Source organism: Streptomyces sp. NPDC057438, from assembly GCF_042802995.1.
Taxonomy (GTDB): Bacteria; Actinomycetota; Actinomycetes; order Streptomycetales; family Streptomycetaceae; genus Streptomyces.
Genome location: NZ_JBHVDD010000009.1, coordinates 92,924 through 116,293, shown reverse-complemented (window position 1 = coordinate 116,293; position 23,370 = coordinate 92,924). Strand labels below are relative to the sequence as shown.

Below are 23,370 nucleotides of genomic sequence, written 5' to 3'. Positions count from 1 at the left end.
GGCGCCGTGGGCGTGGCCGCGGCATGCCGTGGTGCGACGCGGCGCACGTCAAGGGAGCACACACGTGAGTCTTCACGACGAGGGCCACACCGTCGCCGGCTGGACCGGCACCGCCATCGGCACCACGGGGTCGGCACTCCTCGGCCTGGGCGTCTGCGGCTGGACCCCCGGGTTCGCTCTGGGCGCCGTCGTCTCGGTGCTGGCCCTCCTGGTCACCTGGGGCCTGCACCTCGCCGGCTGGGGCAAGCCGCCCGGCCCCCGCCCCCGCGACCAGTGGAGCCTGCGGGCCCGCGACCTCTCCGCGCGCGGCGGCCACACGGCGTGCCTCGGCTGCCGACTGGCCGGCCGCCGTCGCACCCCCGCCCCGCTGCCGGCCGTACCCGGGCCCGCGGGCAGCCCGGAAGGCGCCGGCGCCATCGGTGCCACCACGTCCGCCACGGCCTCGGCGGCCGACTCCCCCGCCTGATCCACGTTCGGGACGCGGACCAGTAAACACTTACCGTCAGCGAGGGCTCCGCTTCACGGGCCCCACCCCCCGCCGTACGTCCCATGCCGTACGGTGCGGGTGCCGTACGAGGATCTGGAGCGTACGGCGGTCAGGCCGGCGCTGGAACGCGAGGAGAGCCCCGAGGGCGACGACCACGTGGTGCGGGGCACGCAGTTGGTGATCCGGCAGTCGGTCCGTACGCTCTCCTGACCGGACGGCCATCCGCGCCGCCAGAGCGAGCGGTACGGGCACTGCGGGCGCAGAGCCCGGTCCAGCCCTCCCAGAAGGCCGCGAGCGCATCCCGTCAGCGCCGGAGGCGACTTCGGTCGCTTCCGGCAGCAACCTCCGCGAACCCACCGGAAGTTGACGAAGCGTTCACTCTCCCTAGGGCATCGAGTGACATCAGGTCAACCGTCCCGGACTATTGACTCGGATCACCCCAGTGGCGATTCTCGTCACATCGCTTGTGCCAGCCATGACAATCGGACTATGGCGTCGTGGGTGTTCACCGCGTCCCGGAACGGTCTGGCCGATCGACCGTGCATCCCCCTGACCGAGGACGTGAGTGATGACCAGGACTCCACGCGCCCACAACAGACGCAGACCCCTCATGGTGCTGGCGCTGTTCCTCACGACGATGGGCATGCTGCTCAGTCCGTCGTCGAGTGCGGCCGCGGCCGGCGACTGGTGGCTGCCCACCTCACGGCCGTCGCCCGACTCGCAGATCAACGTGACGGGTGAGCCGTTCAAGGGCACCGACTCGGCCGGTGACGTGCGCGGGTTCGTCGACGCCCACAACCACCTGTTCTCCAACGAGGCGTTCGGCGGCCGGCTCATCTGCGGCAAGGTCTTCTCCGCGTCCGGCATCGCCGACGCGCTGAAGGACTGTCCCGAGCACTACCCCGACGGCAGTCTCGCGATCTTCGACTACATCACCCACGGCGGCGACGGCAAGCACGACCCGGTCGGCTACCCGACGTTCAAGGACTGGCCGGCGTACGACTCGATGACGCACCAGGCCAACTACTACGCCTGGATCGAGCGCGCCTGGCGCGGCGGCCAGCGCGTGCTGGTCAACGACCTGGTCACCAACGGGATGATCTGCTCGGTCTACCCGTTCAAGGACCGCAGCTGCGACGAGATGACCTCGATCCGGCTGCAGGCGAAGCTGACGTACGACCTGCAGGACTACATCGACAAGCAGTACGGCGGCGCCGGCAAGGGCTGGTTCCGGATCGTCACCGACAGCGCGCAGGCCCGTGAGGTGATCAAGCAGGGCAAGCTCGCCGTCGTCCTCGGTGTGGAGACCTCCGAGCCGTTCGGCTGCAAGCAGATCCTCGACATCGCCCAGTGCAGCAAGGCGGACATCGACAAGGGTCTCGACGAGCTGTACGGCCTCGGCGTGCGCAGCATGTTCCTGTGCCACAAGTTCGACAACGCGCTGTGCGGCGTCCGTTTCGACGAGCACGGTCTCGGTACGGCGATCAACGTCGGCCAGTTCCTGTCGACGGGCACCTTCTGGCAGACGGAGAAGTGCAAGGGCCCGCAGAAGGACAACCCGATCGGTGACGCGGCGACGAAGGCCGAGAAGGATCTGCCGGAGGGCACCGAGGTGCCGGAGTACGACGACAACGCGCAGTGCAACGTGCGCGGGCTCACCGATCTCGGCGAGTACGCCGTGCAGGGCATGATGAAGCGCAAGATGATGCTCGAGATCGACCACATGAGCGTCAAGGCCACCGGCCAGGTCCTGGACATGTTCGAGGCCGCGTCCTACCCGGGCGTGTTGTCCTCGCACAGCTGGATGGACCTGAACTGGACCGAGCGGGTCTACTCCCTCGGCGGTTTCGTCGCCCAGTACATGCACGGCTCCGAGGAGTTCGGCAAGGAGGCCGCGCGCACCGACGCCCTGCGGACCAAGTACGACGTGGGGTACGGCTACGGCACGGACTTCAACGGCATCGGTGACCACCCGGCCCCGCGCGGCGCGAACACCTCCAACCCGGTGAAGTACCCCTTCAAGACCGTCGACGGCGGCTCGACCGTCGACAGGCAGACCACCGGTCAGCGCACCTTCGACTACAACACCGACGGCGCCGCCCACGCCGGCATGATCCCCGACTGGATCGAGGACGTGCGGCTCGTCGGCGGCCAGGGCGTCGTGGACGACCTCTTCAAGGGCGCCGAGTCCTACCTCGGCACCTGGGGCTCCTCCGAGGACCACCAGGCGGGCGTCAACCTGGCCAGGGGGAAGACGGCGACGGCCGGCGCGTCCGAGTCGAACCCCGTCACCAGCTACCAGCCCGGCCGGGCCGTGGACGGCGACGGCGGCACCCGCTGGGCCAGCGACTGGAACGACTCCCAGTGGTGGAAGGTGGACCTCGGCGCCTCGCACACGGTCCGGAAGGTCACCCTGGACTGGGAGCGGGCGTACGGCAAGGCGTACCAGATCGACGTCTCCACCGACGGTTCGACCTGGAAGACGGTGTGGTCCACCACCTCGGGTGACGGCGGTCTCGACACCGCCAAATTCCCCGGAGTCACGGCCAGATATGTTCGGATGCTGGGGACCGACCGCGGTACGGACTGGGGTTACTCCCTCTACGAGGTCGGCGTCTACAGCAGCTGACCGCATGACACGGGGGAAAGGGATCCACATGGCACGCCTGCCGTCGGCCGAGCGACGCAGACAACTCACCGAGGCCGCGATCCGCGCGATGACCCGGGACGGAGTCCCCAGGACGACGACCCGGTCCATCGCGGCCGAGGCGGGCGTGTCGCTGAGCGTCTTCCACTACTGCTTCGAGTCGAAGCAGGAGCTGATCGAATCCGTCATCACCACCATCACGGGGCACTACGTGGCCCTGGTGCGGGAGGCGATCCGGCCGCGGGAGACGCTCAGGGAGACCGTCCGGGCCGGTTTCCAGGCGTACTGGGACCATGTGTCGGCCCACCCGGGCGAGCACATGCTCACCTACGAGCTGACCCAGTACGCCCTGCGGGAGCCCGGCTTCGAGCATCTGGCGCGGCGGCAGTACGAGATGTACCGCGTCACCTACGCCGACCTGATCGAGCAACTGCGCGCGACCATGGGGTTCGAACTGACGGTGCCCGTCCCGGTGCTGGCCCGCTACCTGGCCGCCATGACGGACGGCCTCACCCTCAACTTCCTGGTCCTGGGCGACGACGCGGCCTGGGCGGACATCCTCGACACCATCACCGACCACGTGGCCGGTCTGGTCCGTGAGGAGGTCCGCCCGTAGGTCCCGTGGGCCCCGGGTCTCAGCGGGCCGACGCGGCGATCAGCTGGTCCAGGAGGGCGATCAGGACGTCGCGGCAGGAGGTCCGTTCGCGGGCGTCGAAGAGCAGGACGGGGGTGTTCTCCGGCAGCGCCAGGGACTCCCGGATCACGTCGGGTTCGTAGGGATGCTCGCCGTGGAAGCCGTTGACGCCGATGACGAACGGGACCTTGCGGCGTTCGAAGAAGTCGATGGCGGCGAAGCTGGACTCGGGGCGGCGCACGTCGACGAGGACGACGGCACCCAGCGCGCCGATCGCGAGGTCGTTCCACATGAACCAGAACCGCTGCTGCCCGGGCGTGCCGAACAGATAGAGCACGAGGTCCTGGCCGATGCTGATCCGGCCGAAGTCGAGGGCCACCGTGGTGGCGTGCTTCTCGGGGATGCCGTCGAGGTCGTCGACGTCGAGGCCGGCCGTCGTGAGGGGTTCCTCGGTGCGCAGCGGGACGATCTCGCTGACCGAACCGACCATGGTCGTCTTCCCGACGCCGAACCCTCCGGCGATGAGGATCTTCACCGTGTCGGGAGCCGAGATCCCCTGGGGGTCAGAGCCGGCCAAGACCGTCCCTCACTTTCTTCAGCAGGTCCAGGTCGGGGGTGCGGGAGATCAGGCGCGGCTGGCGCACGCTGATCCGGCCCGCCTCCAGCAGATCGCAGAGCATGATGGCGACCACGCTGACCGGCAGGTCGAGGCCCGTCGCCAGCTCGGCCACCACGATCGGTCTCGCGCACAGTCTGAGGATGCGGGCGTGTTCCGGCTGGGGCCGGGTGCCGCCGGCCGGCTGCGGGTCCACGGCCGTGACCATCGTGATGAGGGTGAAGTCGCCGCGGGCGGGCCGGGTCCGGCCGCCCGTCAGGGTGAACGGGCGAACCAGCCGGCCCGCCGCGTCGCCTCCGTTCACCTCACTCGCCGCTGTCGGCCGCGACGGCACCGGCGCGTGGGGCCGCGCTGAGGTGCTCGCCGATCTTCTTCACCAGCATGTTCATCTGGTACGCGACCACGCCGACGTCCGCGCCCTGGCGGGTCAGCACGGCGAGGTTGGCGCCGGGGCCGGCGTTGGTGAGGATGAGGAAGGCGTTGCCCATCTCGATGAGCAACTGGCGCACGGGACCGCCGCGGAAGTCCATGCTGACGCCCTTGCTGAGGCTCATCAGGCCGGACGCGGTCGCCGCGAGCCGTTCGGCGTCGTCGCGCAGGAACGCGGTGGACTTGCTGACGACCAGTCCGTCCTCGGAGAGCACGACGGCGTGGTCGACCTCGGCGACCCGGTCCACCAGTCCGGTGAGCAGCTGGTCGAGCTGACTGTGCGTGGCGGGGATGGGGCGTGTCATCTGTGTGTCCTTCAAAGAGCGGTCTGCGTGGGGAGTCGATGGGCCGTCAGGTGCCGGAGGCGGGGACGCGGTCCCCCGGTTCTTCGGATGCGGATTCCTCCCCCGGGGCGTACTCGGATTCCGCGTCGTCGTCACGTGCCCGGAGGGTTCCGCGCTGGAAGCCGGCGAGCGAGGACGCCGCGCGCTCGGCCGTGAAGTCGTCGGCGTCGCCGTCGGGGCAAGGTCGGGACTCCTCCTTCAGCTCGGCGGCCAGACTGGTCTGCGGGATCCTGCGCGGCAAGGGCACGGGGCCGTCCGTCTTCCCGGTCCGGAGCTTCCTCGAGGTGGCCGCCATGGTCCCGTTCGCGCCCCCGGTCGCGCCGGTGGTCCGCGCGTCGGAGCTCGCGGGGGGGTCGTCGCTCCCCTCGCCCGACGCGGTCCGCTCCCGGGGCGTGCCGTCCGGCCCCCCGAGTACGGTCGCGGAGTCCGGTCCGGGGCCCGTCGCGGCGGCGACCCGGGCGGCCACGAGCGAACCGCGGGCGGGCGGTTCGGCGGTCTCGGGGCCGTCCTCGTCGGCGGCGGGCGCCTCGCGGACCACCGTCTCGTCGGGGATCAGGACGATCGCGGTGGTGCCGCCGTACGGCGAGGCGCGCAGGGTGACGGTGATGCCGTGCCGGGTGGCGAGCCGGGCGATGACGAACATACCGAGCCGGAGGTCGTCGGCGAGCGCGACCACGTCGAACTGCGGGGGCACCGCCAGTTGCGCGTTGAACGCGGCGTAGTCCTCCTCGGACATGCCGAGTCCCCGGTCCTCGACCTCCAGGGCGAGCCCCTTGGCGACGGTCGCGGCGCGGACGCTGACCGGGCTCGGGGCGGGCGAGTACGAGGTCGCGTTGTCGATGAGCTCGGCGAGGAGGTGGATGACGTCGGCCACGGCGGGCGGGGCGATCCACACGTCGTCGTCGGCGTGCACCTCCACCCGCTGGTACTGGGCGACCTCGCCGACGGCGCTGCGCAGGATGTCGATCAGCGCGACCGGTTCGGTCCAGCTCCGGCCGGGGCGCTCGCCGCTGATGATGACCAGGTTCTCCTCGTAGCGGCGCAACTGGCTGGCGGTGGAGTCCAGTTCGTAGAGGCCCTTGAGGATCTCGGGGTCCTGGTGCCGGCGTTCCAGCTGGTCGAGCTTGGTGAGCTGGAGGTTGACCAGGTTCTGGCTCTGCCGGGCGATGCCGAGGATCACACGCTGGAAACCGCGCCGGGTGTCGGCGAGTTCCACGGCCGTGTGGACGGCCGTGCGCTGGGCGGCGTTGAACGCCTTCGCGACCTGGCCGAGTTCGTCGGTGCCGTAGTCCAGCGGGGCCGAGGCGGCGTCCGCGTCGACCTTCTCGCCCCGGTCGAGGCGGGCGACGATGTCGGGCAGCCGCTCCTCGGCGAGGCTGAGGGTGGCCGTGCGCAGACCGGTGAGCCGGCGGGACAGCGAGCGGGTGATGCGCCAGGACATCACGATGCACAGCAGCAGCGCGGCGAGACCGCCGGCGCTCAGCGAGCCGGCGGTGAGCAGCAGACCACGCGCCTCCTCGCCGCTGCGGTCCAGCAGGCCCTGGGTCTGCTCGCGGATCAGCTGCTCGTACTGGGTGGAGAGCTTCGTCATCGCTGCGTCCCAGCGCGCCTGTGCCTGCGGCAGCTGGGTGCGGCGGGACTCGCCGTCGCCGGTGGTGCGGGCCGACAGGACCTCGTCCTCCACGGACTGCAGCGTCCGCCAGTCCCCGCCCTGGACGATCCGCTCGACCTCGGTCTTCACCTCGCCCTCCAGCGAGGGGACGAGCTGGTTGTCGACGAGCCAGCGGCGGGCGTTGACCACTTGGGCGAAACCGTTCCGGGTCGGCTCGTCGAGGCGGCCCGAGGGCCAGTTGAGGGTGAGGATCGCGTCCTCCTGGGAGACCAGCTCCGCGGCCTGCGCGATGGTGACGAGAGGGCCGGCCTGCGAGGTGAGGTCACCGTCGTCGACCTGGGTCAGCTGCTGGAAGGCGTGGATCTGGCCGTCGATGATCGAGCCGTAGTGCTCCAGGACCTGCTCGGGCGTGATGTCGGTGGGGTTGTCCACCTGGTCCCGGTAGTACTCCAGGCTGTTGGAGGCGCCCATCACCGAGTACAGCTGGTCGCCGATGCGGTCGGGGGCGCGCTCGATCTCGCTCGCACGGCGGTCCAGCTTGGCGACCGCCCGGTCGGTCTCCCGGCGCTGCTGCTCCAGCGCGTCCATGGAGCTGCCGGGGGTCGCCATGTAGGCGGCGGACAGGGCCCGCTCGCGCTGCAGGGCGAGCGTCGCCTCGGTTCCCATCGCGCCGGTGGACTTGCTCAGACCGGTCTGCGTCCGCAGCCGCAGTCCCTCCGAGAACATCTGGGTCGTCGTCACACCCCAACTCACGGCCAGCGTGACGCTGGGGATCAGAGCCAGGAGGATCAGCGAGAGACGTATGGAGCCGAGACGGCGCCGGGCGCCGGTCCGTGGGGGCATCGTCGTCCTTGGGCGGTTGGCGGGGAGCGGAAGGAGCGGGGGCGGGGCGACAGGGGGTCCGGTATCGATGGGTGGACACCTGTCAGTGGGGCGCACAGGGGATGCGGAGGATGTTATCCGTACAAGTGAGTGCACGTCGCAGGGGTGGCAGGAAGTTTGGCGTCGCCGTTACACGACCGTTCCGGATACTTGGGGCGCGTGGCTCGGCCGTGCCCGAACGGAAGGTTCCGTTTGTCCGTGGGCGGCGGTCGGCGGACCCCGGCCGCACCCGGGGTGCACGGTCACCCGGGCCCGTCACGTCACCGGGTCCCGTTCGCCGCGAATTCGGCGATGCCGGCGATGTTCTTCCTGGTCACGAACGCGGGGCCGGTGAGTACGGGGGCGACACCACCCCCGCTGACATTGCCGTTGGTCCGGTACAGCCACAGCCCGTCGACGGCCAGATAGCCCTGCAGGTAGGGCTGTTGGTCGACCGCGAACTGGACGTCCCCGTCCCGTACGGCCTTGACCAGATCCTTGTTGAGGTCGAACATGGCGACCTTGGCCCTGCTGCCGGCCTCGTCCACGGAGTCCACCGCGGCGAGCGCGAACTGCGCCCCGAGCGTGACGACCTCGTCGATGGACGGGTCCTGACGGAGCTTGCCGGCGATCGAATCGGTCACCGCGTCCATGTCGGTGCCGTCGACGTACAGGTTCTCGGTCTGCCCGCCGAAGGTCTTCCGTACGCCGGCGCAGCGGGCCTCCAGGGCGACGTTGCCGCGCTCGTGGATGACGCACAGGGCTCGCTTGGCGGCGCGGGCGTCGAGTTCGTTGCCGAGCGCCCGGCCGGCGACGCTCTCGTCCTGGCCGTAGAAACCCAGCAGGCCCTGTGCCTGCCAGGCGCCGATACCGGAGTTGAGGCCCACCACGGGTATGCCCGCGGCGCGGGCCTCGGCGACCGCGCCGCGCACCGCCTGCGGCTTGGCGAGGGTCACCGCGATGCCGTCGACCTTGTCGGCGATCGCGTCCCGCACCAGTTTCGCCTGTCCCGCGGGGTCGGGGTCGCTGACGAAGGTCAGGTCGATGCCGTCCTTCGCGGCCGCGACCTCCGCGCCCCTGCGGACCAGGTCCCAGAAGGCGTCCCCCTCGGCGCTGTGCGTGACCAGCGCGACCTTCATCCCGCCCGAGCCACCCGACGCCTCCCTGTCCGCACCGCCGTCCGAACCTCCGAAGACGGAGCAGCCGGCGACGGTCAGGCAGACGGCGGCGGCGAGGGCGGTGGCACGGAAGGCCGAGAGGAACCTGTGGGGCGCGGGAGACGGGTTCATGGGGGCGCGGCACCTCGCTGTGCGACCGGGGTGGGAGGTCGGGGAGAGCGAGGCCACCGTCATCACCGCGATGACGTGCGGCGACTGGCTGACTTTCGCTGGGCGGAGCCAATCGCGTGTGACGCCCGGTAGTCAAGTGAACAACGTAATCGATGTGTTGCTGTGACGGCGCGATCGTGACCTGCGCACACGTGTCAACGGCCGTGGCGGGCCGACCGGTCCGCCGGGCCCGCACCGTTCCACTCCGCGCGCCGGGGTCGCTTCCGGCCGTCGCCCGATCCGGTCCGGCGCTCCCGTTCTTCGGCCGGATCCCGTCGCGAAGGGCGGCAACCTCCGTGCGTCCGGCGGCGACTGCTCGGCTGACGGCCCCTCCCCCACACGAATGGAAGCGACGCATGAGCGAGAACCGCGGCAAGGCCCGCCACCGCAGAAGGGGCACCGCCCTCGTGGCCGGTGTCCCCCTGGCCCTGGCCGCCGCCGGAACCATGGCCTACGGCACGGTCTTCGGGGTGTTCGGCGCGGACGCGCAGCCCCGGGCCGCCGCGGCGGCACCCACCTGGGCCACCGCGACCGCCGACGGCTTCGCCTCGGTGAACGCGCTGGGCCAGAACGGCACCTACGGCGGCCGGGACGGTCGGACGGTCACCGTGAAGACCCTGGCTGACCTGGAGAAGTACGCGACCGCCGCCGAGCCGTACGTCATCGTCGTGGCGGCGACGATCGACATGAACCCGGTGGGCAGGGAGATCAAGGTCGCCTCCGACAAGACGATCGTCGGCTCCGGCACCTCGGGCCACCTCGTGGGCGGCGGCTTCTTCCTCGGCTCCGGCGTCCACAACGTCATCATCCGCAACCTGACGATCCGGGACTCCTACCAGGGCACCTGGAACGACAAGGACCACGACTTCGACGCGATCCAGATGGACGGCGCCCACCACGTCTGGATCGACCACAACGATCTGCGGCACATGGCGGACGGCCTGATCGACAGCCGCAAGGACACCACCTACGTCACGGTCTCCTGGAACAGGCTGAGCCGGAACAACAAGACGTTCGGCATCGGCTGGACCACGAACACCACCGCCGACCTGACGATCCACCACAACTGGATCCGCGAGACCGAGCAGCGCAACCCGTCCACCGACAACGTGGCCCACGCGCACCTGTACAACAACTTCCTGGAGGACGTCTCCGGTACGGACATCTCCTCCTCCTACGGCAACTACGCGCGCGGCAACACCAAGATGGTGCTGGAGAACAGCTACTTCCAGGGTGTGAAGAACCCCGTCACCAAGGACGCGACGGCCGCCCTGGTCCAGCGCGGCAACGTCTTCTCCGGCACCTCGGGCCGCAACGAGAGCGGCGGCACCGCCTTCGACCCGAGGACGTACTACGCCTACACCCTCGACAGGGCCGCCGACGTGCCCGCCCTGCTGAAGTCCGGGGCGGGACCCCGGAGTTCGATCGGCACGACGGTGGCCGCCAAGGCCGCCGCAGCCACCACCCTCACCGTCGCCAAGGACGGCAGCGGCCAGTTCACCAGCGTGCAGAAGGCCGTCGACGCGGTGCCCGCGAACAACCCCTCGCGGGTGGTGATCTCGGTCAAGCCGGGCACCTACCGGGAACTCGTCAAGGTCCCGTCCAACAAGCCGCACGTCACCATCCAGGGCACGGGCGGCAGCCGCAAGGACACCACCATCGTCTACAACAACGCGGCGGGCACACCCAAACCGGGCGGCGGCACCTACGGCACCGGCGGCAGCGCCACCGTCGCCGTGGAGGCGGACGACTTCCAGGCCCGCAACCTGACCATCTCCAACGACTTCGACGAGGCCGCCAACCAGTCCCTCAAGGACCACCAGGCGGTCGCCCTGCGCACCGCGGCGGACAAGGTGCTCCTCGACGGCGTCATCGTGACCGGCGACCAGGACACCCTGCTGCTCGACACCGCGTCGAAGGACAGGCTGGGCCGCGTCTACGTCGTGAACTCCTACGTCATCGGCAACGTCGACTTCATCTTCGGCAGGGCCACGGCCGTCGTCGACAGGTCGGTCATCACCCTGAAGAAGCGCTGGAACGGCACCTCCGCCGGCTATGTCACCGCCCCGAGCACGGCCGCGAACCGCAAGGGCTTCCTGATCACCAACTCCACCGTCAACGGCGACGTGTCCGACCGGAGCTTCTACCTCGGCCGCCCCTGGCACGCGGGCGGTGACGCGTCCCTCGACCCCCAGACGACGGTCCGCAACACCACGCTCAGCGCCGCCATCAGGACCGCGCCGTGGACCGACATGAGCGGCTTCTCCTGGAAGGACGACCGCTTCGCCGAATACATGAACAAGGGCCCGGGCGCGGGCAGCGCGAGCACCGACCGGCCGCACCTGAGCGACGCGCAGGCCGCTGACCAGGAGGTCGCGGACTGGCTGGCCGGATGGACGCCGGGCGCCTGAACACCGGGACCGGGCCGGCGCACGCAACGTCCTCGCAACCTGTCGAGGCGTTCACTGCGGCCATGGATGTCGTCCCGCGCGTAGAGCTGACCCCCGCGGCCGCCGATCTCGTACGGCGGCTGCGGGCGGCCCACGGCCCGTTGATGTTCCACCAGTCGGGCGGCTGCTGCGACGGCAGCTCCCCCATGTGCTACCCGGACGGCGAGTTCCGGACGGGGGACTCGGACGTCCTCCTCGCGGAGCTGACCGTGGCCGGGGTCGACGAGGCGGTCGGGTTCTGGATGTCCCGCAGCCAGTACGAGGCGTGGAGCCACACCCGGCTGATCGTCGACGTCGTTCCGGGCCGGGGCGGCGGCTTCTCCCTGGAGGCACCCGAAGGGGTGCGTTTTCTCATCCGTTCGCGCGTCGTCGCGGCCGAGGCACCGCCCGGCCGGTAGTCGTCTGGTGCACTTCCCCTGAGTGCTGGGACGGTTGACGAGACATCAGGGGGCGCCGTGACGCATCGTGCTGGACGGTTGCGAACGGTACTGACGGTTCTCTCGGCGTGGAGCGTACTGGCCGGCGCGGCCCTGGCGGGCGCGGCACCGGCCACCGGCGCGCCCCGGGCCGTCGCCGTCGCGCCGGGTGTCGAGTACAGCCACTTCGACGTCAGGGGCGCCCACGGCGTCACCCACGCCCATCTGCTGAGCGTCGACCTGCGCAACCGGCAGGTGGGCGTCGGGCTGCTGTACCCGGGGAAGGTGGCCGCGCGGGCGACCGTGTCCCGGCTGGCCGCCTCGGCGGGTGCCGTGGCCGGGGTCAACGGCGACTTCTTCAACATCACCGAGACCCAGCACCCGGGCATCGCGGCCACCGGGGCGCCGGTCGGCCCGGCGATCGCCGCCGGACAGGCGCTCAAGGCCGCCGTACCGACGGGCCAGCGCTTCGGTCCGGCCCTGCCGCCCGGGACGAGCACCAGGGACGTGCTCGGCGTCACGACCGACGGCACGGCCCGCCTCGACAGCATCGCCCTCGACGGTTCCGTCACCACCGCCGACGGCGACCTCCCGCTGCAGGGCCTCAACCAGTACGCCCTGCCGGTGGGTTCCGTCGGGGCGTTCACCTCGGACTGGGGCAGTGTCTCCCGGATGCGGGCCGTCTGCGGCACGGACACCGACCGGGCGGCGCCGTGCAGCACCGACACCCACGAGGTGCTGGTGGAGGACGGGCGTGTGGTCGGCTCGGCCGGCACCCCCGGCAGCGGCGCCATCGCGGAGGGCGCCACGGTCCTCGTCGGGCGCGAGACGGGCGCCCAGCGGCTGCGCAAGCTCTCCCCCGGCGACACGGTGGACGTCCAGCACGTCCTGGTCTCCTCGACCGGAACCCCGTACGCCTTCGCGCTGGGCGGCTACCCGGTCCTGCGGGGCGGCGGGCCGCTGCCCGGCCTCGACGACACCACCTCGGCGGTACGCACCGCCGCCGGTCTCGCCGACGGCGGCCACCGTCTGCTGCTCCTCGCCCTGGACGGCGCCGCCGCCTACCGCACGGGGCTGACCATCGCCGAGGTCGCCTCCACCCTGCGCGGCCTGGGCTCCACCGACGCGTTCAGCCTGGACGGCGGCGGCTCCTCCACGCTGGTGGCCCGCGCGCCCGGCGCGACCGCCGTCACGGTGCGCAACCACCCGACGGACGGCACGGAACGGGCCGTCCCGAACGGCATCGGCATCTTCACGAAACCCTGACGCGGCGCCCCGGCTGCGCGAGAGGCCCCACCGGCCGGCACCCGACCACGCACCCCCGAGCTGTCAGGCGCACCCCGCTCACGGGTCCAGGCCGCTCACGATCTCCGCCGTGGCCGTCAGCCCGTTGTGGATCGTCGGCGCCACACTCGTGCCGGCCATCGAGAACCCCAGGAGCACGCACACCAGCGCGTGCGACACCTTCAGCGCTCCGTTGCGCAGGAAGACCACCGCCAGGATCACGAGCAGCACCACCACAGAGATGGAAACAACCATCGTCGACCTCCTCCGCCACGCCCACTTCGCGGCATTCGGCCGCAAGTGTGGCGCAGTGGAGCTTTCGTCCGTGCGGCTGACGTGTCCGCCGAACGAGTGGTCTCCACCGCTCTCCGGCCGTCCAGGAACGCCTCGCGCCCGCGAGGGCGGCGCCGAGGGCGGTGAGGGCAGTGCGCTGCCTCCCGGGTGGCCGGTTTGCGGGCCGTGCGGGTCTGCGGGCCGGAAGGGGCGTACGAGCAGGGTGATGCACGGGGAAAACCCGCCCTCGAGGGGACGGGCTTTCCCCGGCGCTCTCGGACGGTGCGTCAGGGAGCCTGGAGGTCGACCAGTTCGGCCAGCGCGGCCCGGTGGGCGCCCGCCGTGCCGTAGGCGATCGAGTCGGCCTTGGCCCGCTTCAGGTACAGATGGACCGGGTGCTCCCAGGTCATGCCGATCCCGCCGTGCAACTGCAGCGCCTCCTCGGCCGCGTGGACGGCCACGGGCGCGGCGAAGGCCTGGGCGACAGCCACCGCGAGGTCGGCGTCGTCGCTGCCGGTGGCGAGCCGGTCGGCCGCGTTGCGAGCGGCCGCCCGCAGGTTGACGACCTCCAGCCAGAGCTGCGCGAGGCGGTGCTTGAGTGCCTGGAAGCCGCCGACGGGCCGGTTGAACTGCGTGCGCTCCTTGAGGTAGCGGACCGTCTCGGTCAACGTCCACTCCGCGAGGCCGAGTTGCTCGGAGGCCAACAGCCCGGCTCCGGCGCGCAGGGCCCGGCGGACGGCGGGCTCGGCGTCGCCGAGGAGCCTGCCCGGCGCCCCGTCGAGCGTGACCTTCGCCAGCGGGCGGGTCAGGTCCAGCGACACCTGTGGGGTGACGGTCACGGCGGCGGCGTCCACCGCGTACAGGCCGCCGTCGTCCGCGGGCACCAGCAGCACATCGGCCACGGCCGCGTCGGCGATACCGGTCAGCTCCCCGTGCAGGGCCCCGTCCTCGTACCGTACGACCTTGTAGGCGCTGCCCGCGGGGACGCTCAGCGAGACCGCCAGGGCGCCGATCGCGGTCGCGGACGCCAGCTTGGAGAGCAGGTCGTCGTCCCCGCACTCCAGCAGGGCCTCGGTGGCGACGACCGCGCTGGTCAGGTACGGGACCGGCGCGACCGCGCGGCCCAACTCCTCCAGGACGACCGCCGCTTCGCGGTGCGTGGCACCCTGCCCGTCCAGTTCCTCCGGCACGAGCAGGCCCGCGAGGCCCATTCCCCCGGCGAGGGCCTTCCAGGCGGCGATGTCGTGCGGGGCGTCGGACTCGGCGCGCGCGATCACGCCCGCCGGGTCGCAGTGGTCGGTCAGCAGGTCACGGACGGCCGCGCGGAGGGCTTCCTCCTCCTCCGAGTACAGGAGGTCGGGCTGTGCGCTCTGTGTCGTCATCGGGCCAGGTCCTTCCACGCGACGTCCTTGTCGGTGCGCGGCTCGCCGGGCAGGCCCAGGACGCGCTCGGCGACGATGTTCAACAGGACCTCGGTGGTCCCGCCCTCGATGCTGTTGCCCTTGGAGCGCAGGTAGCGGTACCCGGCGTCGCGGCCGACGAAGTCGACCAGTTCGGGGCGCCGCATCGTCCAGTCGTCGTACAACAGCCCTTCCTCGCCCCGGAGTTCGACCTCCAGGCCGCTGATCTCCTGGTTGAGGCGGGCGAAGGCGAGTTTCATACCGGCGCCCTCGGGGCCGGGCTGTCCGGCGACGAGCTGCTGACGCAGCCGCTCGGCGGTGAGCCGCGCGGCCTCGGCCTCGACCCAGAGCCTCAGCAGCCGCTGGTGGAGGTCGTGGGTGCGCAGTCCGGGACGTTCGCGCCAGGTCTTCGCGACCGGGCCGATCATGCCGCCCTCTCGGGGCAGCCGCATGCCGCCGATGGCGACGCGCTCGTTGTTGAGCGTGGTCTGGGCGACCTTCCAGCCCTCGCCGATCGCGCCGAGGCGACGGGAGTCGGGGATGCGGACGCCGGTGATGAACACCTCGTTGAACTCGGCCTCGCCGGTGACCTGCCGCAGCGGCCGGACCTCGATGCCCGGGTCGGTCATGTCGCAGAGGAAGTAGGTGATGCCCCGGTGCTTGGGCACGTCCGGGTCGGTGCGGGCGATGAGGATGGCCCAGCGGGCGACGTGCGCGCTGGACGTCCACACCTTCTGTCCGTCGACGACCCAGTCGCCGTCGCCCTCCCGGACGGCCCGGGTGCCGAGCGCGGCGAGGTCGGAGCCGGCACCGGGCTCGCTGAACAGCTGGCACCAGACCTCCTCGCCCGTCCACAGCGGCCGCAGGAACCGCCGCTTCTGCTCCTCGGTGCCGTAGGCGAGGATCGTCGGCGCCGCCATGCCGAGGCCGATGCCGATGCGGCGCGGGTCGTTGTCGGGGGCGCCCTCCGCCTCGAGGTCGGCGTCGACCACGGTCTGGAGGGAACGCGGCGCACCGAGGCCGCCGAGGCCCTCGGGGTAGTGCACCCAGGCGAGCCCGGCGTCGAAGCGGGCGCGCAGGAACTCCAGGCGGTCGGTGGTGGCGGGCGGGTACGCGGCGAGCAACTCGGCCGTACGGCGCCTGAGGTCGGCTGCGTCGGTCATGCGGCGGCTCCGTTCTCCGGGGTGGGCACCACGACGACCCGGCCCGTGGTGACACCGTCCGCGACGCGCTGCACGGCGGCCGCGGCGCCGTGCAGCGGCGCGCGCTCGCTCACCAGCGGCCGGACGACGCCCCGGGCCGCCAGCTCGGTGAGCTGCTCGTGGCAGTGCTGGACCAGCTTCGGGTTCTTTGTGTTGTACAGGCCCCAGTGCAGGCCGAGGATCGCGTAGTTCTTGACGAGGGCGTGGTTGAGGCCGGGGCTGGGGATCGTCCCGCTCGCGAAGCCGACGACCACGATGCGCCCCTCGAAGGCGACGACCTTGGTCGACTGCGTGTAGGCCTCGCCGCCCACGGGGTCGTAGATCACGTCCGCGCCCCGGCCTCCGGTGGCCTCCTTCACGGCGGAGACGACGTCCTCGCTCCGCCGGTCGACCACCACGTCACAGCCCAGCTCCCGGGCGACGGCGGCCTTGTCGGCGCCGCCCACGACGCCGATGACCGTCGCCCCGGCCGCCTTGCCGAGCTGCACGGCCGCGCTGCCGACCCCTCCCGCGGCAGCGTGGACGAGCAGGGTCTCCCCCGCTTCGAGGCGGGCCCGGCGGTGGAGGCCGAACCAGCCCGTCTGGTAGCCGATGTGCAGGGCCGCGGCCTCGGCGTCGTCCAGCGCCTCGGGCGCGGGGAGCAGGGCGGCGGCGTCGGCGACCGCGTACTCGGCGAAACCGCCGTACGGCAGCGCCGGATTGGCGATGACCCGGCGGCCGTCCTCGGTCTCCCCGCAGATCTCCACGCCGGGTGTGAACGGCAGCGGCGGCCTGACCTGGTAGTGCCCGCGGCACATCAGGGCGTCGGGGAAGTTGATGTTCGCGGCGCGCACCTTCAGCAGGACCTGGCCGTCACCGGGCGTGGGCCGCTCCACGTCCTGGAGCCGCATCACCTCGCCCGGCTCGCCGTTCTCGTGCACTTGCCATGCCTGCATGCGATGCCTCCACGGACTGCCTCGGACGTCCTCGTCGGACCGGGGTCGACTGCCGCATGCATACTAAGCGGTCGCTTGCCCTCCGGGGAACAGCCTCGGAGCAGTCGCGTACGTCACGAACGCGAGGGCCTGGCCCGTACGTGCATCCGCTCGCCCTGCGGCCCGAACAGGCTGAGGAACTCCACCGGCCCCTCCCCCGTCGAGCCGAACCAGTGCGGTACGCGGGTGTCGAACTCGGCGGCCTCCCCCGCGACCATCACCACATCATGGTCGCCGAGCACGACCCGCAGTTTCCCGGACATCACATACAGCCACTCGTACCCCTCGTGCGTGCGCGGCTCCGGCTCCTGCCGTCCCTGGGGCACCAGCACCTTGAATGCCTGGAGGCCGCCCGGCTGCCGGGTCAGCGGCCAGTACGTCCGCCCGTGCCGCTGGATCGGCTTCGAGCGCACCCGGGGGTCACCGACCGGCGGCTCCCCGATCAGCTCGTCCAACGGCACCTGGTGGGCCCGGGCGATCGGCAGCAGCAACTCCAGGCTGGGCTTGCGCAGCCCCGACTCCAGACGCGACAGCGTGCTCACCGAGATGCCGGTCGCCTCCGACAGCCCGGCGAGGGTGGCCTCCCGCTCCTTGCGGATCCGCCGCAGCCGGGGCCCGACCCCGGCGAGAACCTCGTCCGTCCCACCCGCATCCACGCTCGTGTCGCTCATACCGCTATTGCAGTTTCGGCAAAGGCATTTGTCAATGCGGCGATTCGGGGCGACCGTCGTCGTGGAGGTGGTCACCATGACCGAACAGCAGTACGAAGTGATCGTCATCGGCGGCGGCGCGGCGGGACTCTCCGCCGCGCTGGTCCTCGGCCGGGCCCGGCGGCGCACCCTGGTCGTCGACGCGGGCGAGCCCCGCAACGCGCCCGCCGCGCACATGCAGGGCTTTCTGTCGCGGGACGGGATGCCGCCCGCGGAGTTCCTGGCCGTGGGCCGCGAGGAGATCGCCCGCTACGGCGTCGAACTGGTCCGGGGCCGGGCGGTGGACGTCACCCGCGACGACGACGGCGGGGCCTTCACCGTCTCCCTCGCGGACGGCCGGTCCGCGCGCGCCCGCCGCCTGGTCGTCGCCACCGGCCTGAAGGACGGGCTTCCGGCCGTCCCCGGCGTCGCCGAACGCTTCGGCCGGGACGTCCTGCACTGCCCCTACTGCCACGGCTGGGAGGTCCGCGACCGGCCCTTCGGCGTCCTCGCCACGAGCCCGCTGAGCGTGCACCAGGCCCTGATGGTCTCCCAGTGGTCCAAGGACGTGACTCTCTTCCTGCACGAGACCCCCGAGAGCGACCTCGCCGACGACGACCTGCGCCGCCTCGCGGCAGCCGGCGTGGGGATGGTCCCGGGAGCGGTGGCGGGCCTGGTCGTGGAGGACGACCGGCTCACCGGCGTCAGGCTCGCCGACGGCACGACCCACGCCCGCTCGGTCCTCTTCACGGCGCCCCGGCCGGTCCCGCGCACCGGCCTGCTGGAGAAGCTGGGCGCCGACCTGAACGAGACCCCCTTCGGCGCCTACCCGGTGATCGACCCGACCGGCCTGACCACGGTCCCCGGCGTCTGGGCCGTCGGCAACGCGATGGGCTTCTCCGAACAGGTCGTCAACGCGGCCTCCTCGGGCTACCGAGCCGGCGCCACGATCAACGGAGACCTCCTGATGGCGGACCTGGACGCGGCGACGCAGGCACGTTGCGCCCGGTAGGACCGGCCGAAGCCTGCCCAGACGGGCGCGGGGATCGGCCCGCGGGGCGGTCCAGGGGCGCGAGGTAGCCCCAGGAGCGCGGGGCCGTCCAGCGGCGCGGGGAACCGCGTGACGAGCCACGTCGCACCCGCGCCCACACCGCCCGAAGCAGCCGCACCCACACCCGCCGAAGCACCCACCCCACCCCCATAGGCGCCCGGCGGGACTCCGTAGGACCATGGCCGCATGCTCTTCGCCCGGCTCGCCCGCGTGTCGCAAGAGATCGCCGCCACCTCGGCCCGGTCCCGCAAGACCACCCTGCTCGCCGAACTGTTCAAGGACGCCGAGGAGGAGGACGTACCGATCGTCATCCCGTACCTCGCGGGCCGGCTGCCCCAGGGCCGCCTGGGCATCGGCTGGAAGGTCCTCGACCAGCGGATCCCGCCGGCCGGCACCCCGACCCTCACCGTCCGGGAGGTCGACGCCCGTCTGACGGCGATCGGCGCCGTCACCGGTACGGGATCGCAGACCGAACGCAGACGCCTGGTGGGCGCGTTGCTCGCGGCAGCCACCGAGGACGAACAGCGCTACCTGATCGGCCTGCTCACCGGCGAGGTCCGCCAGGGCGCCCTGGACGCGCTGGCGGTGGAGGGCCTGGCCGGGGCCACCGGGGCACCCGCCGCCGACGTACGCCGGGCGGTGATGCTCGCCGGCTCGCTGCAGACCGTGGCTCAGGCACTGCTCGCCGAGGGCCCGCCCGCCCTCGAAGGGTTCCGGCTCACCGTCGGACGGCCCGTCCTGCCGATGCTCGCGCACAGCGCCGCCTCCGTCGCGGAGGCCGTCGCGAAGCTGGGCGGGTGCGCGGTCGAGGAGAAACTGGACGGCATCCGCGTCCAGGTCCACCGTGACGGCGATGACGTACGCCTGTACACCCGCACCCTGGACGACATCACCGACCGACTCCCCGAACTCACCTCCGCGGCGCTGGAGTTGCGGGGCGAACGGTTCATCCTGGACGGAGAGGTGATCGCGTTCGACGGGAACGCGCGGCCCCGCTCCTTCCAGGAGACGGCGGGCCGGGTCGGTTCACGCCTGGACGTGGCGACAGCCGCCCGCCAGGTGCCCGTCTCCCCGGTCTTCTTCGACGCGCTCTCCGTGGACGGCCAGGATCTCCTGGACCTCCCCTTCACCGACCGTCACGCCGTACTCGCCCGGCTCGTCCCGGAGCCCATGCGGGTCCGCCGCACCCTCGTCACCGGCCCCGACGACCTGGCCGAGGCGGAACGCTTCCTCACCGACACCCTGGAACGCGGCCACGAGGGTGTCGTACTGAAGGCCCTGGACGCCCCCTACAGCGCGGGCCGGCGCGGGGCGTCCTGGCTGAAGGTCAAGCCGGTGCACACCCTGGATCTGGTGGTTCTCGCCGCCGAGTGGGGCCACGGCCGCCGCACGGGCAGGCTCTCCAACCTCCACCTCGGCGCCCGCACCGCCGACGGCTCCTTCGCCATGCTCGGCAAGACCTTCAAGGGCATGACCGACGTGCTGCTGGCCTGGCAGACCGAACGGCTGACGGAGCTGGCCGTGGAGGAGCACCGCTGGGGCGTGACCGTACGCCCCGAACTCGTCGTCGAGATCGCCTACGACGGACTGCAGCGCTCCACCCGCTACCCGGCCGGCGTCACCCTCCGTTTCGCCCGCGTGATCCGCTACCGCGAGGACAAGACCCCGGAGGAAGCCGATACGGTCGAGACCCTGCTCGCCGCACACCCCGAGGTGACGCGTTGACCACACCCAAGCGCAGCGCCGGACTGCTGCTGCACCGCCGCACCGAGCACGGCGTAGAGGTCCTGCTCGGCCACATGGGCGGCCCGTACTTCGCGCACAAGGACGCGGGCGCGTGGAGCGTGCCCAAGGGCGAGCACGAACCGGACGAGCCCGCCTGGGACGCCGCCCGCCGGGAGTTCCAGGAGGAGCTGGGGCTGGCCCCGCCCGACGGGGAGGCCGTACCGCTGGGCGAGGTCCAGCAGAAGAACGGCAAGATCGTCACGGTCTGGGCGATCGAGGCGGACCTCGACCCCGCGACCGTCGTGCCGGGCACCTTCCGCATGGAGTGGCCCCCGAGATCGGGCCATGTCCAGGAGTTCCCGGAGCTGGACCGCGTGGAGTGGCTCACCGTCGAACGGGCCCGGGCCGTGCTGGTCCCGGCGCAGGCGAAGTTTCTCGACCGTCTCCTGGAGCACTCGGACTGAGTCCGCGTTGCGGCGTGCGCCGTCGCGCGGGAAGGTCGAAGGACAGCCCACGCAGGAGGTCACCCATGCCCATCGCCACGGTCAACCCGGCGAACGGCGAGACGCTTCGGACCTACGACGCCCTGGGCGAGGAGGAGATCGAACACCGTCTCGCCACCGCCGACACCACGTTCCGTACGTACCGGACGACGTCCTTCGCGCAGCGGGCCCGGCTGATGCGCCGGGCCGCCGAACTGCTGGACGCGGACGCCGAGGACGTCGCGCGGGTGATGACCACCGAGATGGGCAAGCCCGTCAAGCAGTCCCGCGCCGAGGTTGCCAAGTGCGCGAAGGCGATGCGCTGGTACGCCGACCACGCCGAGGACCTGCTCGGTGACGTGGAACCGGCCGAGGCGGACGTGAAGGACTCGGGAGCGTCTCGGGTCCTGGTCCGCTGCCGGCCGCTCGGCCCGGTGCTCGCCGTGATGCCGTGGAACTTCCCGCTCTGGCAGGTGATCCGCTTCGCCGCGCCCGCTCTGATGGCCGGCAACGTGGGCCTGCTGAAGCACGCCTCGAACGTTCCCCAGACCGCCCTCTACCTGGAGGATCTGTTCCGCCGGGCGGGTTTCCCCGAGGGCTGCTTCCAGACGCTGCTCGTCGGCTCGGGCGCCGTCGAGGAGATCCTGCGCGACCCGCGGGTGAAGGCCGCCACCCTCACCGGCAGCGAGCCCGCCGGCCGGGCCGTCGCCTCGGTCGCCGGGGACGAGGTCAAGAAGACGGTCCTGGAACTGGGCGGCAGCGACCCGTACGTGGTGATGCCGTCCGCCGACATCGACAAGGCGGCGGCGACCGCGGTGACGGCCCGGGTGCAGAACACGGGTCAGTCGTGCATCGCCGCCAAGCGGTTCATCGTGCACGCCGACGTGTACGACGCCTTCGCCGAGCGGTTCGTCGAGGCCATGCGGGCGCTGAAGGTCGGCGACCCGCTGGACGAGGACACCGACGTCGGGCCGCTCTCCAGCGAGCGGGGCCTCGAAGATCTTCAGGACCTGGTGGACGAGGCCGTGGAGAGCGGCGCCACCGTCCTGTGCGGCGCCGAACGCCCCGACGGACCCGGCTGGTTCTACCCGCCGACCGTCCTTGCCGACATCACTGCCGAGATGCGTGTCCACCAGGAGGAGACGTTCGGCCCGGTCGCCACGCTGTACCGGGTCGCCGATCTCGACGAAGCCGTCGCGATCGCCAACGACACGCCCTTCGGGCTCAGCTCCAACGTGTGGACGCGGGACACCGCCGAGGTGGAGCGGTTCGTCCGGGACCTCGACGCGGGCGCGGTCTACGTCAACGGGATGACCGCCTCCCACCCGGCGTTCCCGTTCGGCGGTGTGAAGCGCTCCGGTTACGGGCGTGAGCTGTCCGGACACGGAATTCAGGAGTTCTGCAACATCACCACCGTGTGGCACGGGGCGTGAGGGTCACGCGGCTACCATCCCCGTTGTGAACCGCGAAGTGACTCTGCCTCTGATCGTCGACGACCGCGGGACCCTGCAGGTGTCCGCGGCCGAAGTGAGCAAGCTGCTGCGGACGGTGGGCGGCCGGTGGCTGCACCTGGTCGAGGCGGGTGAGGAACTCGACGAGGACACGGTCGCGGCGCTGACGATCGAGCTGGCGAAGCTGGCGGACCGCATCGACGTGGCGTGCATCGCACACAGCAGCGGGGCCGCGTCGGGTTGATCGTCGGCCGCGGAAGCGTCGTCGTTGCTCGCCCAGTTCCCCCGCGCCCCTCTCAGGGGTGCGCCAGCGTGGCCCAGAACATCGCCTCGTAGCTCTGCAGCAGTCGGCCATGGCCGACTGCCCGGTTCTCGTCGATCCGTCCGGCGTCCAGCCCCGCCTGTACCGCCGCCCGCGCCCTCTCCTCCAGTTCCGGCGCCGGCTCGGCGAAGAGGTCGAAGAAGCCGCAGGCCGCGTCGGTGAAGCCGTACCGGTCGCGGAGTGCCCGCGCGATCGTCCCGCAATAGCCGCCCCAGGAAGCGAAGTTGGAGCTCAGGGCGAGCACCGCATCGGCCGGGGACGCGGTCAGGGCGAGCCGGGCGACGTACGACGGGTAGGCCTGGCAACCGGGCAGGGGCTCGTACGTCCGGGTTCGTTCCGCATCCACGCCGCACGCCTCGGCGTACACCTCCAGCCGCTCCGCCGCCACCGCCTCCCCTTCTGCGAGCATCTCGAAGAAGGGGGCGCTCCCGGGCTCCTCGGCCGCCGACCGCTCGGCCAGATGACGGAAGGAGCGCAGGTCGGCGGCGATGACGAGCCGCTGTTCCAGCGCGAGCACGGCGAGGGTGCCGAGGCCGGCCGTACCGGAGGCGATCACGGGCAGCAGGGGGTTGGCATCCGGGTCGGGGGTGAGCTCCGCGGCGGTGAGCCTCAGCAGTTGTACGGCCGTCCCCGTCATCACATGCTCCCGTCGCCCTGTCGGTGTCGCCGTCTTCTTCTCGACTCTCCCACGAC

Annotated in this window: 22 protein-coding genes and 1 pseudogene; 12 read left to right on the top strand and 11 right to left on the bottom strand. The window is 71.6% G+C overall.

Going from position 1 to position 23,370, the window contains the following annotated elements:
- The first annotated feature begins 64 nt into the window (after positions 1-64).
- The 4 genes and pseudogenes from ACFU5F_RS08395 (at position 65) to ACFU5F_RS08380 (ending at position 3,750) form a co-directional block, all read left to right on the top strand.
- Positions 65-466 (top strand): HGxxPAAW family protein, encoded by a 402-nt coding sequence (locus ACFU5F_RS08395; RefSeq protein WP_383883758.1) that lies wholly within the window; start codon positions 65-67, stop codon positions 464-466.
- Positions 467-556: 90 nt separating this feature from the next.
- Positions 557-697, top strand: a pseudogene (locus ACFU5F_RS08390) (LacI family transcriptional regulator); the annotation flags it as partial.
- Positions 698-1,097: 400 nt separating this feature from the next.
- Complete coding sequence (locus ACFU5F_RS08385) at positions 1,098-3,116, top strand: discoidin domain-containing protein (RefSeq protein WP_383883839.1); 2,019 nt, start codon at positions 1,098-1,100, stop codon at positions 3,114-3,116.
- Positions 3,117-3,144: 28 nt separating this feature from the next.
- Positions 3,145-3,750 carry a TetR/AcrR family transcriptional regulator gene (locus tag ACFU5F_RS08380; protein ID WP_383883756.1) on the top strand — a complete coding sequence of 202 codons (606 nt, stop codon included), beginning with the start codon at positions 3,145-3,147 and terminating at the stop codon, positions 3,748-3,750.
- A gap of 19 nt (positions 3,751-3,769) precedes the next feature.
- On the opposite strand, the gene ACFU5F_RS08375 is transcribed toward ACFU5F_RS08380, so the two are convergent.
- The 5 genes from ACFU5F_RS08375 to ACFU5F_RS08355 all read right to left on the bottom strand — a co-directional run bounded on the left by ACFU5F_RS08375 (position 3,770) and on the right by ACFU5F_RS08355 (position 8,919).
- Complete coding sequence (locus ACFU5F_RS08375) at positions 3,770-4,345, bottom strand: ATP/GTP-binding protein (RefSeq protein WP_383883753.1); 576 nt, start codon at positions 4,343-4,345, stop codon at positions 3,770-3,772.
- On the bottom strand, positions 4,332-4,688 hold the full coding sequence (locus ACFU5F_RS08370; protein ID WP_383883751.1) for a DUF742 domain-containing protein: 357 nt from the start codon (positions 4,686-4,688) through the stop codon (positions 4,332-4,334). The genes ACFU5F_RS08375 and ACFU5F_RS08370 overlap by 14 nt, the downstream gene beginning before the upstream one ends.
- A 1-nt stretch (position 4,689) precedes the next feature.
- Complete coding sequence (locus ACFU5F_RS08365; RefSeq protein ID WP_037704978.1) at positions 4,690-5,118, bottom strand: roadblock/LC7 domain-containing protein; 429 nt, start codon at positions 5,116-5,118, stop codon at positions 4,690-4,692.
- 46 nt (positions 5,119-5,164) lie between these two features.
- On the bottom strand, positions 5,165-7,612 hold the full coding sequence (locus tag ACFU5F_RS08360; protein WP_383883747.1) for a nitrate- and nitrite sensing domain-containing protein: 2,448 nt from the start codon (positions 7,610-7,612) through the stop codon (positions 5,165-5,167).
- Positions 7,613-7,911: 299 nt separating this feature from the next.
- A complete protein-coding gene (locus ACFU5F_RS08355; protein WP_383883744.1) occupies positions 7,912-8,919 on the bottom strand; it encodes a substrate-binding domain-containing protein in 1,008 nt (335 codons plus the stop codon).
- Positions 8,920-9,314: 395 nt separating this feature from the next.
- On the opposite strand from ACFU5F_RS08355, the gene ACFU5F_RS08350 reads away from it, so the two are divergent.
- The 3 genes from ACFU5F_RS08350 to ACFU5F_RS08340 all read left to right on the top strand — a co-directional run bounded on the left by ACFU5F_RS08350 (position 9,315) and on the right by ACFU5F_RS08340 (position 13,090).
- Positions 9,315-11,369: a pectinesterase family protein gene (locus tag ACFU5F_RS08350; protein WP_383883742.1), complete on the top strand. Its 2,055-nt coding sequence runs from the start codon at positions 9,315-9,317 to the stop codon at positions 11,367-11,369.
- A 62-nt stretch (positions 11,370-11,431) separates the two neighbouring features.
- Entirely contained in the window at positions 11,432-11,806 is a 375-nt protein-coding gene (locus tag ACFU5F_RS08345; protein ID WP_383883739.1) for a DUF779 domain-containing protein, read from the top strand.
- A 78-nt stretch (positions 11,807-11,884) separates the two neighbouring features.
- Positions 11,885-13,090 (top strand): phosphodiester glycosidase family protein, encoded by a 1,206-nt coding sequence (locus ACFU5F_RS08340; protein WP_383883736.1) that lies wholly within the window; start codon positions 11,885-11,887, stop codon positions 13,088-13,090.
- A 78-nt stretch (positions 13,091-13,168) separates the two neighbouring features.
- On the opposite strand, the gene ACFU5F_RS08335 is transcribed toward ACFU5F_RS08340, so the two are convergent.
- The 5 genes from ACFU5F_RS08335 to ACFU5F_RS08315 form a co-directional block, all read right to left on the bottom strand.
- Positions 13,169-13,363 (bottom strand): hypothetical protein, encoded by a 195-nt coding sequence (locus ACFU5F_RS08335; protein ID WP_383883733.1) that lies wholly within the window; start codon positions 13,361-13,363, stop codon positions 13,169-13,171.
- 305 nt (positions 13,364-13,668) lie between these two features.
- Complete coding sequence (locus ACFU5F_RS08330; RefSeq protein WP_383883730.1) at positions 13,669-14,763, bottom strand: acyl-CoA dehydrogenase family protein; 1,095 nt, start codon at positions 14,761-14,763, stop codon at positions 13,669-13,671.
- The gene (locus ACFU5F_RS08325) at positions 14,760-15,944 is read right to left on the bottom strand and encodes an acyl-CoA dehydrogenase family protein (protein WP_383883728.1); all 1,185 of its coding nucleotides are present in this window, start codon (positions 15,942-15,944) and stop codon (positions 14,760-14,762) included. The genes ACFU5F_RS08330 and ACFU5F_RS08325 overlap by 4 nt, the downstream gene beginning before the upstream one ends.
- Complete coding sequence (locus ACFU5F_RS08320; protein WP_383883726.1) at positions 15,941-16,918, bottom strand: NADPH:quinone oxidoreductase family protein; 978 nt, start codon at positions 16,916-16,918, stop codon at positions 15,941-15,943. Before ACFU5F_RS08320 ends, ACFU5F_RS08325 begins: the two co-directional genes overlap by 4 nt.
- Before the next feature lie 113 nt (positions 16,919-17,031).
- The gene (locus ACFU5F_RS08315; RefSeq protein ID WP_383883723.1) at positions 17,032-17,628 is read right to left on the bottom strand and encodes a helix-turn-helix domain-containing protein; all 597 of its coding nucleotides are present in this window, start codon (positions 17,626-17,628) and stop codon (positions 17,032-17,034) included.
- 76 nt (positions 17,629-17,704) lie between these two features.
- Here ACFU5F_RS08315 and ACFU5F_RS08310 point away from each other — a divergent pair, with 76 nt between their 5' ends.
- The 5 genes from ACFU5F_RS08310 (at position 17,705) to ACFU5F_RS08290 (ending at position 22,599) form a co-directional block, all read left to right on the top strand.
- The gene (locus tag ACFU5F_RS08310; RefSeq protein ID WP_383883836.1) at positions 17,705-18,658 is read left to right on the top strand and encodes an NAD(P)/FAD-dependent oxidoreductase; all 954 of its coding nucleotides are present in this window, start codon (positions 17,705-17,707) and stop codon (positions 18,656-18,658) included.
- A gap of 225 nt (positions 18,659-18,883) precedes the next feature.
- Positions 18,884-20,422, top strand: coding sequence for an ATP-dependent DNA ligase (locus tag ACFU5F_RS08305; RefSeq protein ID WP_383883720.1), 1,539 nt, complete (start codon positions 18,884-18,886; stop codon positions 20,420-20,422).
- The gene (locus ACFU5F_RS08300; protein ID WP_383883717.1) at positions 20,419-20,886 is read left to right on the top strand and encodes an NUDIX domain-containing protein; all 468 of its coding nucleotides are present in this window, start codon (positions 20,419-20,421) and stop codon (positions 20,884-20,886) included. Before ACFU5F_RS08305 ends, ACFU5F_RS08300 begins: the two co-directional genes overlap by 4 nt.
- 65 nt (positions 20,887-20,951) lie before the next feature.
- A complete protein-coding gene (locus tag ACFU5F_RS08295) occupies positions 20,952-22,337 on the top strand; it encodes an NADP-dependent succinic semialdehyde dehydrogenase (protein WP_383883714.1) in 1,386 nt (461 codons plus the stop codon).
- Positions 22,338-22,362: 25 nt separating this feature from the next.
- Positions 22,363-22,599, top strand: coding sequence for a DUF6213 family protein (locus ACFU5F_RS08290; protein ID WP_013005280.1), 237 nt, complete (start codon positions 22,363-22,365; stop codon positions 22,597-22,599).
- Between the two features lie 52 nt (positions 22,600-22,651).
- Here ACFU5F_RS08290 and ACFU5F_RS08285 read toward each other — a convergent pair whose 3' ends face one another.
- Positions 22,652-23,314 (bottom strand): transcriptional regulator, encoded by a 663-nt coding sequence (locus ACFU5F_RS08285; protein WP_383883711.1) that lies wholly within the window; start codon positions 23,312-23,314, stop codon positions 22,652-22,654.
- Between the last annotated feature and the right edge of the window lie 56 nt (positions 23,315-23,370).

Excerpts from the sequence above, each read along its gene's own strand:
- ACFU5F_RS08385 (WP_383883839.1), top strand. The coding sequence starts at position 1,098 with ATGGTGCTGGCGCTGTTCCTCACGACGATGGGCATGCTGCTCAGTCCG.
- ACFU5F_RS08380 (WP_383883756.1), top strand. The coding sequence starts at position 3,145 with ATGGCACGCCTGCCGTCGGCCGAGCGACGCAGACAACTCACCGAGGCC.
- ACFU5F_RS08365 (WP_037704978.1), bottom strand. The coding sequence starts at position 5,118 with ATGACACGCCCCATCCCCGCCACGCACAGTCAGCTCGACCAGCTGCTC.
- ACFU5F_RS08360 (WP_383883747.1), bottom strand. The coding sequence starts at position 7,612 with ATGCCCCCACGGACCGGCGCCCGGCGCCGTCTCGGCTCCATACGTCTC.
- ACFU5F_RS08355 (WP_383883744.1), bottom strand. The coding sequence starts at position 8,919 with ATGAACCCGTCTCCCGCGCCCCACAGGTTCCTCTCGGCCTTCCGTGCC.
- ACFU5F_RS08350 (WP_383883742.1), top strand. The coding sequence starts at position 9,315 with ATGAGCGAGAACCGCGGCAAGGCCCGCCACCGCAGAAGGGGCACCGCC.
- ACFU5F_RS08345 (WP_383883739.1), top strand. The coding sequence starts at position 11,432 with ATGGATGTCGTCCCGCGCGTAGAGCTGACCCCCGCGGCCGCCGATCTC.
- ACFU5F_RS08335 (WP_383883733.1), bottom strand. The coding sequence starts at position 13,363 with ATGGTTGTTTCCATCTCTGTGGTGGTGCTGCTCGTGATCCTGGCGGTG.
- ACFU5F_RS08330 (WP_383883730.1), bottom strand. The coding sequence starts at position 14,763 with ATGACGACACAGAGCGCACAGCCCGACCTCCTGTACTCGGAGGAGGAG.
- ACFU5F_RS08325 (WP_383883728.1), bottom strand. The coding sequence starts at position 15,944 with ATGACCGACGCAGCCGACCTCAGGCGCCGTACGGCCGAGTTGCTCGCC.
- ACFU5F_RS08320 (WP_383883726.1), bottom strand. The coding sequence starts at position 16,918 with ATGCAGGCATGGCAAGTGCACGAGAACGGCGAGCCGGGCGAGGTGATG.
- ACFU5F_RS08315 (WP_383883723.1), bottom strand. The coding sequence starts at position 17,628 with ATGAGCGACACGAGCGTGGATGCGGGTGGGACGGACGAGGTTCTCGCC.
- ACFU5F_RS08310 (WP_383883836.1), top strand. The coding sequence starts at position 17,705 with ATGACCGAACAGCAGTACGAAGTGATCGTCATCGGCGGCGGCGCGGCG.
- ACFU5F_RS08305 (WP_383883720.1), top strand. The coding sequence starts at position 18,884 with ATGCTCTTCGCCCGGCTCGCCCGCGTGTCGCAAGAGATCGCCGCCACC.
- ACFU5F_RS08295 (WP_383883714.1), top strand. The coding sequence starts at position 20,952 with ATGCCCATCGCCACGGTCAACCCGGCGAACGGCGAGACGCTTCGGACC.
- ACFU5F_RS08285 (WP_383883711.1), bottom strand. The coding sequence starts at position 23,314 with ATGACGGGGACGGCCGTACAACTGCTGAGGCTCACCGCCGCGGAGCTC.